Annotated in this window: 8 protein-coding genes and 1 CRISPR repeat array; of the genes, 3 read left to right on the forward strand and 5 right to left on the reverse strand. The window is 42.5% G+C overall.

The annotated features are described in order from the left end of the window. Nucleotides 1-255: 255 nt before the first annotated feature. Nucleotides 256-834, reverse strand: a complete 579-nt coding sequence (locus Q3W13_RS23935) for a Crp/Fnr family transcriptional regulator (protein ID WP_302868365.1) — start codon at nt 832-834, stop codon at nt 256-258. 312 nt (nt 835-1,146) lie between these two features. Here Q3W13_RS23935 and Q3W13_RS23940 point away from each other — a divergent pair, with 312 nt between their 5' ends. After that, on the forward strand, nt 1,147-2,304 hold the full coding sequence (locus tag Q3W13_RS23940; RefSeq protein ID WP_302868367.1) for an inositol oxygenase family protein: 1,158 nt from the start codon (nt 1,147-1,149) through the stop codon (nt 2,302-2,304). A gap of 1,034 nt (nt 2,305-3,338) precedes the next feature. Here the strand turns inward: Q3W13_RS23940 and Q3W13_RS23945 are convergent. The 4 genes from Q3W13_RS23945 to cas1 form a co-directional block, all read right to left on the reverse strand. Continuing rightward, nucleotides 3,339-3,461, reverse strand: coding sequence for a hypothetical protein (locus Q3W13_RS23945; protein ID WP_302868370.1), 123 nt, complete (start codon nt 3,459-3,461; stop codon nt 3,339-3,341). Between the two features lie 528 nt (nt 3,462-3,989). Further along, nucleotides 3,990-4,145, reverse strand: coding sequence for a hypothetical protein (locus Q3W13_RS23950; RefSeq protein ID WP_302868371.1), 156 nt, complete (start codon nt 4,143-4,145; stop codon nt 3,990-3,992). Between the two features lie 58 nt (nt 4,146-4,203). Then, nucleotides 4,204-5,009: a CRISPR direct-repeat array (repeat unit 46 nt; unit sequence GTTGTGATTTGCTTTCATTCTTTGAAAAACTGATATTTAGAACAAC). Between the two features lie 149 nt (nt 5,010-5,158). Then, complete coding sequence (cas2, locus tag Q3W13_RS23955; RefSeq protein WP_302868374.1) at nt 5,159-5,488, reverse strand: CRISPR-associated endonuclease Cas2; 330 nt, start codon at nt 5,486-5,488, stop codon at nt 5,159-5,161. Between the two features lie 3 nt (nt 5,489-5,491). Next, entirely contained in the window at nt 5,492-6,523 is a 1,032-nt protein-coding gene (cas1, locus tag Q3W13_RS23960) for a type II CRISPR-associated endonuclease Cas1 (RefSeq protein ID WP_302868375.1), read from the reverse strand. A gap of 408 nt (nt 6,524-6,931) precedes the next feature. On the opposite strand from cas1, the gene cas9 reads away from it, so the two are divergent. Together cas9 and Q3W13_RS23970 are read left to right on the forward strand one after the other, a co-directional pair. Continuing rightward, nucleotides 6,932-10,669 (forward strand): type II CRISPR RNA-guided endonuclease Cas9, encoded by a 3,738-nt coding sequence (gene cas9 / locus Q3W13_RS23965; RefSeq protein ID WP_302868378.1) that lies wholly within the window; start codon nt 6,932-6,934, stop codon nt 10,667-10,669. Nucleotides 10,670-11,646: 977 nt separating this feature from the next. After that, nucleotides 11,647-12,627, forward strand: a complete 981-nt coding sequence (locus Q3W13_RS23970; RefSeq protein ID WP_302868380.1) for an acyl-ACP desaturase — start codon at nt 11,647-11,649, stop codon at nt 12,625-12,627. Nucleotides 12,628-12,716: the final 89 nt, after the last annotated feature.

Consider the following 12,716-nt stretch of genomic DNA (forward strand, 5'->3'; position numbering starts at 1 on the left):
GATTTTTGGGAAGAGGCCAGCAACCATTGGCTTTGGGCTGGCCTCACCCCAAAACTAATGAAGGAAAAAACTTCGGCGTTGGATGTTCGAAATTCATTATTCGATATTATTTCCCTTAACTTAATTTAAGCTTTTAGGTAATAAAAAATCTCGAACATCGAATTTTGAATATCGAATAATGAAGGAAAACACTTCGGCGTTGGATATTCGAAATTCATTATTCGATATTCCCTCAACTTAATGACATCGGGCCTCTCACTTCCCATGCTGGTACAGCCTGCTCAGTGTTTCGCGGGAAACGCCCAGGTAGGCGGCGATGAGGTTTTTGGGGACGATGTTGTATAGCTGCGGGTACATTTGCAGCAGCTCCTCGTAGCGGTGGCGGGCGTCGTTGTTCATCAGGCTCAGCAGGCGTTTCTGCGCGGCAACATACCCGCGGTTGGTGCGCCAGCGGAAGAAATGCTCCATCTGGTGAATTTCGCGGCAAAGCTTTTCGCGGTCGGTGTTGTGCAGGGAAAGCACTTCGGCATCGGTAATACAGTCTACGTTAATGGTGGCGCGGGCGCCGCTGTACAGGGCGTCAAAGTCCGACGCCCACCAGGTGGGCATGGCAAATTGCAAGATGAACATTTTCAGGTCGTCGTTAATGTAAAACGACTTAAGGCAGCCCTCCAGCACAAAATATTCATGCTCTGCCTTGTCGCCTGCGGAGATAATGGCCTGGCCTTTTTTAAACGAATGCCGGGCGAAATGCGAAAATACGTGATCGAACTCCTCATCGGTAAGCGTGGCGGTTTTAGCGATGTGCTGTTTAAGTATCTCCCGGGCATCCATGGGCAGGTTGAGCTTTTTTTTTAAGTAAAGATAGCGATTTGGGGGATAAGCGGGCGCGGAGGGAAGCTGCGGCCGTTGGTAACTGAGGGTATAATTTAATGCGCCTGTGTTAAACTATTTCGCGATTGTTAATCTTTTTTTTGAAATTATACCGCCAACCGCAGGTAATACTTTGTAACTTTAACATAAGTTGGATGTAAAGGCAGAAGTTTTGGTGTTGGCCTCACCCCAAACCCCTCCGCAAAGGCGAGGGGCTTAGCTGCGCGAACTTTTTAGAACCCTCTTCTTTGAAGAGGGCAGGGTGAGGCAAGAATGGATTTTTTGGGGAGAGGCCAGCAATCACTGGCTTTGGGTTCGCCTCACCCCAAACCCCTCTCCAAAGGCGAGGGGCTTAAGCTGCGCGAACTTTTTAGAACCCTCTCCTTTGGAGACGGCAGGGTGAGGCAAGAATGGAGTTTTTGGGAAGAGGCCAGCAACCCATTTGCTTTGGGTTGGCCTCACCCCAAACCCCTCTCCAAAGGCGAGGGGCTTAAGCTGCATATACTTTATATTACACGCCCTGCAAACCATATTACCTGTATTAAACTGAGAAACATCATGAAAAATTTAAGCCACGAAGAAGCATCACCGCTAACCGCGTTAGACCAATGGGAAGACGACGTATTGCAGCGCTACCCCGAGCCCGGCGAACCCGCAAAAAGCAAGGAGGAATTCCGCAATTATGATGACCCGGAAAAAACCGGCGTGCGCGAATTTTACCGCCTGAACCATAAATACCAAACCTATGCTAACGTGCTGGCGAAAAAGCAGAATTTTTTAAAGTTTGATAAAAAGGAAATGCCCTGGTGGCAGGCCATGGAGTACCTGAACACCCTGGTTGACGACTCCGACCCGGATACCTCGCTCGACCAGCTGCAGCACCTGTTGCAGACCGCCGAGGCCATCCGCGCCGACGGGCACCCGGACTGGTTTATCCTGACCGGCTTTATACACGACCTGGGCAAGGTGCTTTGCCTTTTTGGCGAACCGCAGTGGAACGTGGTGGGCGACTCCTTCCCGGTAGGGTGCAAGTTCTCGGACAAGATAGTTTACCCCGAATTTTTTGCGGACAACCCCGATACCCATGACGAGCGCTACAATACCAAATACGGCGTTTACTCGCATCATTGCGGGTTAGACAATGTGCACATGTCTTGGGGGCACGATGAGTATTTGTACCACATCACCAAAGACTACCTGCCTGAAGAAGGCCTGTATATGATCCGTTACCACTCTTTTTACTCCCAGCACCGTGAGCATGCGTACGACCACCTGCTGAATGCCCACGACCAGGAAATGTTTAAGTGGGTGGATAAATTTAACCCGTACGACCTCTATTCCAAAAGCCCGAAGCCACCCGTAGTAGCCGAGCTGAAACCGTTTTACGAAGACCTGATAGCGAAATATCTGCCGGAGACGGTGAGATTGTAGGAAGGGAATGTAACAGCTCCATTCGTATTTTCCGTCCCGGCATTCAAAATAGGGTGTCGTGCGCGGGTGGTTAGAGCAAAAAATATTTGTCATTGCGAGTGAGGAACGAGCGAAGCAACCTCGTCGGTATGCAATTTACGCTATGTAAGGCTGGCAGGTATAGCTACGGGATTGCTTCGTTCCTCGCAATGACAAAATTGTTAAAAAAATCTGCCGGAGATGGTGAGATTGCAGGAAGGGAATGTAACGGACCCATTCGTATTTTCCGTCCCGGCATTAAAAATAGCGTGTCGTGCGCGGGTGGTTGGAGCAAAAAATATTTGTCATTGCGAGTGAGGAACGAGCGAAGCAACCTCGTCGGTATGCAATATGCCGCTACGTAAGACTGGCAGGTATAGCTACGGGATTGCTTCGTCCCTCGCAATGACAAAATTGTTAAAAAATCTGCGGAGACGGTGAGATTGCAGGAAGGGAATGTAACAGACCCATTTGTTTTTCCGTCCCGGCATTCAAAATGGGGTGTCGTGCGCGGCGCGGGTGGTTAGAGCAAAAACATTTGTCATTGCGAGTGAGGAACGAGCGAAGCAACCTCGTCGGTATGCAATTTACGCCATGTAAGGCCGGCAGGTATAGCTACGGGATTGCTTCGTCCCTCGCAATGACAAATTGTTAAAAAAATCTGCGGAGACGGTGAGGTTGTAGGAAAGGAATGTAACGGACCCATTCGTATTTTCCGTCCCGGCATTCAAAATAGGGTGTTGGGCGCTACGCGGGTGGTTAGAGCAAAAAAACATTTTGTCATTGCGAGTGAGGAACAAGCGAAGCAACCTCGTCGGTATGCAATATACGCCATGTCATCCGGCAGGTATAGCTACGGGATTGCTTCGTTCGTAAATTTATTTATCGCAGGTTTCTTATCGGGAGAACCTCCGGATACGATCTTCTTGTCCAATCCGTAAAATCATTTAAAGTAAACGACAGGCCGGTGCTTGCTACTTCCGCCAGTCCCGCTATACGCTTATACTGCGCGGGCCTTAGTCGCGGCCTGCGCCGAAGCCTGCGAAGCAGCCGGTATTCGCTGCTATCGGGTTTAGGGAGGCTGGGGGTTGTGCTGTTAAAGGCATATTGGCTATTGAAGCGTTGTGATTTGCTTTCATTCTTTGAAAAACTGATATTTAGGAACAACTAGCCAGGTCACGCCAACTGTTACGGCTGGGTTGTGATTTGCTTTCATTCTTTGAAAAACTGATATTTAGGAACAACCAGGCCGCGTTTTTCTCTTTGGCTGATAATGTTGTGATTTGCTTTCATTCTTTGAAAAACTGATATTTAGAACAACTATTACCCGAAGGCCACTATCCAGTTACCGTTGTGATTTGCTTTCATTCTTTGAAAAACTGATATTTAGAACAACCACTCGCTCAGAAAATGAATTACATTCATAGTTGTGATTTGCTTTCATTCTTTGAAAAACTGATATTTAGAACAACAAAATATTTTCACTTTACTATTGACAAGTGGTTGTGATTTGCTTTCATTCTTTGAAAAACTGATATTTAGAACAACAAACAAGTAGTAATCAAATGATTGAAATTAGTTGTGATTTGCTTTCATTCTTTGAAAAACTGATATTTAGAACAACATAAATACCATGGCCTCTTCCGGGCTTTTGTTGTGATTTGCTTTCATTCTTTGAAAAACTGATATTTAGAACAACTATCTGGCTTTTTTATCCCCCATTCCCATAGTTGTGATTTGCTTTCATTCTTTGAAAAACTGATATTTAGAACAACTGTTTCTTCAGCTACACGCTCTTCGTTTTGGTTGTGATTTGCTTTCATTCTTTGAAAAACTGATATTTAGAACAACATAAGAAGGTTGGGAGGCCGAAGAAAGATGGTTGTGATTTGCTTTCATTCTTTGAAAAACTGATATTTAGAACAACGAAGATTTTAAACATAAAAATGGTAATTACGTTGTGATTTGCTTTCATTCTTTGAAAAACTGATATTTAGAACAACCAGTGATGCTATCCATAAAACAGACACCGTGTTGTGATTTGCTTTCATTCTTTGAAAAACTGATATTTAGAACAACTTGGTGAACCGTCATTATGCTGACCCTTCAGTTGTGATTTGCTTTCATTCTTTGAAAAACTGATATTTAGAACAACAGGTTGAAGTTGTTAAAAAACAGGAGTATGGTTGTGATTTGCTTTCATTCTTTGAAAAACTGATATTTAGAACAACCATCATTTTGTGTTGCATGATACAACTCAAGTTGTGATTTGCTTTCATTCTTTGAAAAACTGATATTTAGAACAACTCAATCCTGCGGGTGTCTGAACATTGGCTTGTTGTGATTTGCTTTCATTCTTTGAAAAACTGATATTTAGAACAACTTCCGAGTGTCGTGCCAACTATGTAAGTGGGTTGTGATTTGCTTTCATTCTTTGAAAAACTGATATTTAGAACAACGTGCTATGCGGTTGCCCGTTGTTTTTGTTTGTTGTGATTTGCTTTCATTCTTTGAAAAACTGATATTTAGAACAACATTTATCTTAAAGCCCACTATCACCGTTCAGTTGTGATTTGCTTTCATTCTTTGAAAAACTGATATTTAGAACAACCGGCATAGCCGACAAGTTTATTAATGAGCTGTTGTGATTTGCTTTCATTCTTTGAAAAACTGATATTTAGAACAACATACCTGTTATTAAATATCTAAATATCAGTTGTTTAAACCCTGAAATTAGAAAATAAAAAATTCGGTTGCAGATGCTTCCGGATTTTTTATTTGGTTGTAATTTATTTTTCTACAGCTATAAGCCCAACAGGTAAGCGAATGTTTAACGCTAAAACAATTCCAACTGCTGTGGGGTGTTTGGCAGATCTTTTTCCTCTTTTCCGTAGTACAATTCCATCATTCCGAATTGTTTATCCGTTATAGTCATGATGCCGACATGCCCTTTGGGTGGCAATATTTTTTTTACGCGCTTGATATGTACATCGGCATTTTCGCGGCTGCTGCAATGGCGCAGGTAAATGGAAAACTGGAACATAGCAAAGCCATCATTCATAATATCCTTACGAAATTTGGCATATATCTTCCTGTCCTTTTTGGTTTCGGTTGGCAGGTCAAAAAATACGAGTATCCACAAAATCCGGTATTCGTTTAAGCGCATTGGTTAAAAAGGGTATTCGTCCCCATTGCTGTCGGCTTTATAATACGGAGCCTCCTCGTCGGCAGCTATGCTATTTAAATCATCTTCGTCATCATACCTTTTCTTTTTCTTTTGTTCCAGGTTTTTTATCAGCGGGTAAGCAATTTTCCGCGACTTTAACTCATAACACCTCGCCAGCGACGCGGTGGTGTTCTGTATTCCTACCATCAGCGGACTGCGGCCCTTTTCAAATTGTACGTCAACGGTTGCTATAGCCAATAGCTGGGTTTTGATAGAAGTGCCCAACTCCAGGAAGTTTTCACCATTGTCGATGATCCGCAATACAATTTGGTCTACATACGGCCGATAAGGCTCCATAATATCATCTGCCAGGCAATAGGCATTGTATTTATTGCGATGATGAATACCCAGTGTAGGCAGCAGGCCCGAGCATACCAGTCCCCTTGCGACAATAGCGCGTAAAATTGCGTAACCGTAATTCAACAGGTTATTAGGCGGGTCGCCTTCGCGGCCGCGAAAGAATTCTACCTTTTTCGGGAATACATTTTTCCAGTAATAAGCGGCTGCCCGGCCTTCATAATTATCCGGGTCGCCGGAACGTACCGAGCGCGCCCAGTACAACATATTATCATAGTCAACCCCGCGTTCGGCCAATACGGCCGCCTGGTTTAAAATTTTTGCCTGTACCGTTTGCTGCCAAAGCTGTTTTTTAAGCGGCTGCGAGGCATCGATCTGGTGACGGAAACGTTCGCTTTGGGTATCGTGCCCGTCAATAGGCAGCATCATGCCGGTAGGATGGTGGGTATGGTTGCAGGTGATGATGGCAGCATTGTTGTCCAGCAGGGCAGCCATACAGCCATGCGTGATGGTTATTTGCTGATGATCGAGCACCACGACGCCAATATCCTCAACGGGTACGGATTTTTTTGATTCTTCATTGCCCAAAACTTTAAGATGTGGCAGGTCGATAACCATTTGCCCGTTCTTTAAGCTCAGATAGGCTGGGTTGCCAAAATGCAGTGTTCGTTTGATCATGACGACACGGTTTAGGAGGTTTGTTTGACAAAAAGCTAATCAAATATAGCTTTTTTGTTGAAAGAAAGGAAGTTAGGCTTAAATTGACGGGAGAATAAAAAAGGCGAGTTGCCCCGCCTTAAATGTTTTCACAACGGAATAATCCTTATTGTGATTTGCTTCATTCTTGAACTCAAATTTAAATTGATAATTTCAATTAAGCAAATAACAACTCACACTACTGATAATGGCGTAAGTAATCAATAAGAAAGAGATGTAAGTCTAATAGCTAATGAGACCATTGACTTTATCGAACCAGCTTCGTTCCTTTACATATATTTATTTCGTCTTTCCGTTACAAATCTAAATTAAATTTATTATACTTGTAGTGTGAGAGAGTGTTAATATTATAAAAGCCTTATTATCAATATGAAAAAAATCTTAGGCCTTGACATTGGTACAAATTCCATAGGCTGGGCATTGGTGCAGGCGCCAAATCAAAAAGGGGAAAATTATGCCGTCAGAGGGGTTGGGGTGCGTATCATACCGCTCTCGGCCGACGAGAATGATGAGTTTACCAAGGGTAACGCTATATCTAAAAACGCGGGGCGTACATTGAAACGTGGTGCAAGACGGAATTTACATCGTTATAAACTGCGCAGGCATCAGCTCACAGCACTGTTAAATTTATTGGGCATGATGCCGGATAGAAAATTATTCGAATTAGATGCTCTAAACCTATACAGTTTACGCGCTAAAGGGGTGACTGGGCAATTAACTTTACAGGAGATAGGGCGTGTGTTTTATCATCTCAATCAGAAACGAGGGTATAAAAGCAATCGTAAAGCCAATAATGAAGATGATCAATCCAACGATGCTAAAGAATTGGAAACAATTGACGATACAAAATCAAAACTAAAAAAGAAAGGCTACCTGGACTTAATTAATGACCGGGAGCGGGCGTTAAAAGACGGGGGATTAACCATTGGCCAGCATTTTTACAATGAGCTAATTAAACAAAAGGAACAGCCGGGATCTGAAGCTTTACGAATTAAAGAGAATATTTATTTGCGGAATACTTATATCGATGAATTCGATAAAATATGGGAAAAGCAACAAGAGTACTATTCAAACATTTTAACCGAGGTAAATAAACAGAAAATTCGTAACGAAATTATTTATTACCAACGTCCACTGCGCTCTCAGAAAGGGCTGGTAAGTAACTGTTTGTTTGAAAAACATCATAAGGCCAGCCCAAAAAGTTCCCCTCTTTTTCAAGTGTCAAAGATATGGCAGGAATTGAATAATATCGAGCTCACAAGCTTCAAGGCCATGAAAGGCTATGAAGATGGTTTCAATAAGCTAGGCAAGCGCCCGTTGACTTTAGAAGAAAAACAAAGATTATTTAATATATTAACCGTTAGAGGGAAACTTAGTGTCAAAGATTGCCTAAAAGAACTTGGTTATAAGTCAGGATACGACGAATATAAATTGAATATCCGGAATGAGAAAGAACTGGAAGGTAATCGTACTTATGCGTCAATAGAAAAGGTTTTTGACCATTTTAAAGTCAACCGAGATGACTTGTTGAAATTTGATTTATCTGTAAGGCAAAATGAAAAAATTGATAAGAAAACGGGAGAAGTGTTCACACATTTCCAAGTTGACGCGACATTTGAGGCAGAGCCTCTATTTCAGCTATGGCATTTAATTTATTCAGCGGAAGAAACAGAAACATTAACTGCGAACCTGCAAAAACGATATGGTTTTACTGCTGAAGTTTCGAAAGCGTTGGCAAGGATAGATTTTCAAAAGCAGGGTTATGGCAGTTTAAGTTCGAAGGCCTTGAGGAATATTTTACCGCACTTACAGTTGGGGCTTAATTATGCTGACGCATGTAAAACAGCAGGGTATAATCATTCAGCGTCTATTACTGGAATTGAAAATGAATTAAGGAAACTGGATGATAAACTTGAGTTATATCCCAAAAATTCGCTTCGTCAGCCGGTTGTTGAAAAAATCATTAATCAGGTTATCAATTTGGTTAATGACATCATCGACGAAAAAAATGGATTTCTTTCTAATGAGGAACGTTACGCAAGAGATAAATTTGAAATAAGGGTTGAACTTGCCCGCGAACTTCGACAAAGTACAGAGGAACGCAATAGGACCTATTCACGAAATAGTAGGTTGGATAGAAGGCATAAAGAAATTATTGAAACAATAAAAGAGCATCTGCCTTATAAGAGAGTCACGAAGAACGATATAGAACGCTATAAACTTTGGGAAGAATTTGGCAAGGTTTCCCCTTACGAACCGGAAAAACCAATTCCTTTAGGCTTGCTTTTCAGTGGTGAATATGATATAGAGCATATTATACCTAAATCACGGTTATTTGATGATTCGTTTACAAATAAAACGATTTGCCCCAGAAGATTAAATTCAGGCATTTTAGGCAAAAATCAAATGACAGCATACGATTTCATGAAGTCTAAAGGGGATCAGGCATTCAATAACTATCTTGAGTTCATCAAAACTCATCTTTACAGAAAGGACGGCATTTCCAAAGGAAAATTTAATAAATTAATGATGCCGGTAGATAAAATACCAGAAGATTTTATAAATCGTCAATTACAAGAGACGCGCTTCATCGTTCGGGAGGTGCGACAGTTATTGACCTTGGTATGTAGAAACGTATATGCTACGAGCGGCCCAGTAACCGATTATCTTCGCCATCATTGGGGGTACGATCTAATTTTGCAGAAATTAAACTGGCATAAATATGAAGGGATTGGAAAAACTATTATAGAAACGGATAAACATGGGAAACCTTTATACCGAATAATTGACTGGAGCAAGCGAGACGACCACCGGCACCACGCGGTTGACGCAATTGTTATCGCTTCTACCGAGCAAAGTTACATTCAGCAACTTAATAATTTAAACCAGGTAGTTGAAAAACGACGACAACAAACGAAACAGGATGCGATCAAAGAAATTGATATCAAAACTCAAATTCCATTTACATTTCAGCAGATACATGATGCGATAGATAGCATTTTAGTCTCCTTTAAGCCTGGAAAAAAAGTAAGCAGTAATAGCAGTAATAAAATAAAAAAAGCCGGTGGCCAAATTCAAAAACAAACTGAAATTATTCCTCGTGGGTTCTTGCATAAGGATACCGTATATGGCAGGATTAAGCAATTTGAAGACGTTGCTTTAAATCAACGTTTCGATAGAATCACAGATGTTGCAGATCCAAAGATTAAAGCACAATTAATAGATTATATTGGGAAATTTGATAACAATATTAAAGAAGCTTTTAATAGTAAAAATCTCTTACTATTTAAAGAGCAATCGGGATATGATCGGGTAATTGTATATAGGCACGAGCATGTTGTGCGTTACAAACTTGATACAAATTTTAAGGTCGCCGATGTTGAATATATTGTCGACCATGGTATTAAAGCTATAGTAAAATCTCATTTAAGTAATCATGGGAATAATGCTAAAGAGGCTTTTAAAATTGAAAACCCGGTATGGCTCAATAAAGACAAGGGGATACCAGTAAGGTCAGTACGATGTTTCACCGGTTTTAAGGATCTACAAGCATTGCATACTAATGAGTTTGGCGAGCCGATTGATTTTGTCTCAACGCGAAATAATCATCATATAGCCATTTATAAAGACGAAATCGGAAGATTGCAAGAAAATACAGTCTCGTTTTGGGATGCTGTGAAACGGCGGCAGGCAAAATTGCCGATTATCATAAAACATCCGAATGAGGTTTGGGACACAATTATAAATTCCGGGTTTGATGATCAGGAACTTTTAAAAGGGCTGCCAAAGCCTGGATGGGTTTACCAAATATCCCTACAACAAAATGAAATGTTTGTATTTGGTTTAACTTTGGAGGATTTACAGTCAGCAATTAACGATCATAACTATGCATTGATAAGCAAACATTTGTACCGTGTACAGAAAATGTCTAAAAAATCATCCGGCGCAATAGATATCTGGTTTAGACATCATTTGGAAACTAAACTCGACGATAGTGTAACTGCTAAACGTTTAAAAAAATATTTAAACATACAAAGTCTTAATGGTTTAAATGGAATCAAAGTGAAGGTGAACAATGTTGGACAGATTTCAGAGATAACTAGCTAATATTTAATTTTTATAAATGGTATTCTTTCTTGGAGTTCTCAAAAGCATCTTTGAAGGTACAGGTATTACGGAAAAGTGTAGGCCTTGTAAACCTAACCTGTTAACCCCCGTGAAACATGTTGATAATTAGTGCGTTACAGAGTTATTAAATTGAAGACTATTGATAATCAGGCTGTTTTAAGCTGTTCTGGGTGTTCCGCAGAGGAACGGAACGCTTTACAAAACCCGCTCGCCTACGACGGGCTTTTTGGGAAGCGCCTGTGAAGACACAGTCGCCGGGAGGGAGGTGTAAACCCCTGATTCTTGGGGCAGAAGCCTGTTTATTAGCTACATACGTAATCGAGGCCTTAACAGGTGTAACCCCTGTAAACCCTTACTGAAATGCAAAATAGGAAACATCATAATTGTTAGCCGGTCCAAAGGTAAAAAATGGATGGTTTTGATTATCAACATATTTTATAGTGTTCCGGGGTGTTCCGCGCGGAAACAAAACGCTTTACAAAACCGGGTAAGATGCGCCCCCGGCCTGGCTGTTTGGCGAAGCGCCTGTAAAGCCACGGGTTGACAGGTGTAAACCCCTCGTTTTCCAATCGGCTGTTTATCAGCTTTATAGATATTTGAGGGCTTGACAGGTGTAAACCCCGGAGTATTTGCCTGATTATCAGCTTAATGTAAATGATATTTATTGCAAATAACTGATAATCAACGTGTTTAATACTGTTTCGATTCGTTCCGTGTGCGTAAAAACGGAACACTTTAACGGGTCTGCCATCTTCAAAGCCGTTACCGGCGCCCGGCAAGCCCCCATTGAAAATACCATCCAACCATCCAACCCGCTCACCACTTCACCATTCATCATCCCGCTCCTTCACCAAATCTTCATGATTTTACCACTAACAAAATGCCGCTGCCGCTTGTTATGATAAAATCATATACTTTCGTTACAATTCGCTAACTTTGGACACTATTGAATAATTATGAGATTTTTTGAAGAAAAGCGTCGCGAGGTGATGAAGCACATCGAAAAATTCATGCTTGAAAAAAAGAATGAATATTTGAAGCCCATCGACACCATTTGGCAGCCATCAGACTTTCTGCCCGATTCATCGCGTGATACCTTCTTCAGCGAAATTAAGGAACTGCGCGAAAGCGCCGAGGGCCTCAGCTACGACCTGGTTGCCGTACTGATCGGCGATACCATTACCGAAGAGGCGCTGCCCACCTATGAGTCGTGGCTTACGATGGTGGAGGGCGTATCAGACGACGAAGAAGGCGGCTGGATGCAGTGGACCCGCCACTGGACCGGCGAGGAAAACCGCCACGGCGACCTGCTGAACAAATACCTGTACCTGAGCGGCCGGGTAAACATGCGCATGATGGAGGTTTCGACCCAATACCTCATTTCCGACGGGTTCGATATCGGCACCGGTCACGACCCGTACCGCAACTTTATATATACTTCTTTCCAGGAGCTGGCTACCAATGTTTCGCACCGCCGCGTGGCTTCGCAGGCCAAAAAGCAGGGTGATACGCTGCTCTCGAAAATGTGCGGCGTTATAGCCAGCGACGAGGCGCGGCATGCCAAGGCCTACAAATATTTTATCGAAAAGATATTTGAAGTAGACCCCAACGAGGCCATGCTGGCCTTCGAGGATATGATGCGGAAAAAGATTGTGATGCCGGCGCACTTCCTGCGCGAGGTAGGGCTGAAGATCGGGCAAACGTTCGGTCACTTTACCGATGCGGCGCAGCGCCTGGGCATTTATACCGCGATAGATTATGTGGACATCCTGAAAGAACTGATAGAGGACTGGAAGATCGCCCACACCCCGGACCTGAATGAAACCGGCGAAAAGGCCCGCGACTATATCATGAACCTTCCCGACCGCCTGCTTCGCGTAGCCGAGCGCATGAAAAACCCCATGCTGGAATATAAATTCAGCTGGATAAACGGGTAGGGGAGTCCGAAAAGTCAGTAAAGTCCGAAAGGCCGGAAGATGAAGCCGGTAATAGCGAAAAAACATAAGGGGTTCCGCAGGTTTGCTGG

The organism is Mucilaginibacter sp. L3T2-6, assembly GCF_030519355.1.
Taxonomy (GTDB): Bacteria; Bacteroidota; Bacteroidia; order Sphingobacteriales; family Sphingobacteriaceae; genus Mucilaginibacter.

What these genes read in the sequence shown, in the direction of transcription:
- Q3W13_RS23935 (WP_302868365.1), bottom strand. Translation starts at nt 834, where the DNA reads ATGGATGCCCGGGAGATACTTAAACAGCACATCGCTAAAACCGCCACG.
- Q3W13_RS23940 (WP_302868367.1), top strand. Translation starts at nt 1,147, where the DNA reads ATGGATTTTTTGGGGAGAGGCCAGCAATCACTGGCTTTGGGTTCGCCT.
- Q3W13_RS23945 (WP_302868370.1), bottom strand. Translation starts at nt 3,461, where the DNA reads ATGAAAGCAAATCACAACGCTTCAATAGCCAATATGCCTTTAACAGCA.
- Q3W13_RS23950 (WP_302868371.1), bottom strand. Translation starts at nt 4,145, where the DNA reads ATGAAAGCAAATCACAACCAAAACGAAGAGCGTGTAGCTGAAGAAACA.
- cas2 (WP_302868374.1), bottom strand. Translation starts at nt 5,488, where the DNA reads ATGCGCTTAAACGAATACCGGATTTTGTGGATACTCGTATTTTTTGAC.
- cas1 (WP_302868375.1), bottom strand. Translation starts at nt 6,523, where the DNA reads ATGATCAAACGAACACTGCATTTTGGCAACCCAGCCTATCTGAGCTTA.
- cas9 (WP_302868378.1), top strand. Translation starts at nt 6,932, where the DNA reads ATGAAAAAAATCTTAGGCCTTGACATTGGTACAAATTCCATAGGCTGG.
- Q3W13_RS23970 (WP_302868380.1), top strand. Translation starts at nt 11,647, where the DNA reads ATGAGATTTTTTGAAGAAAAGCGTCGCGAGGTGATGAAGCACATCGAA.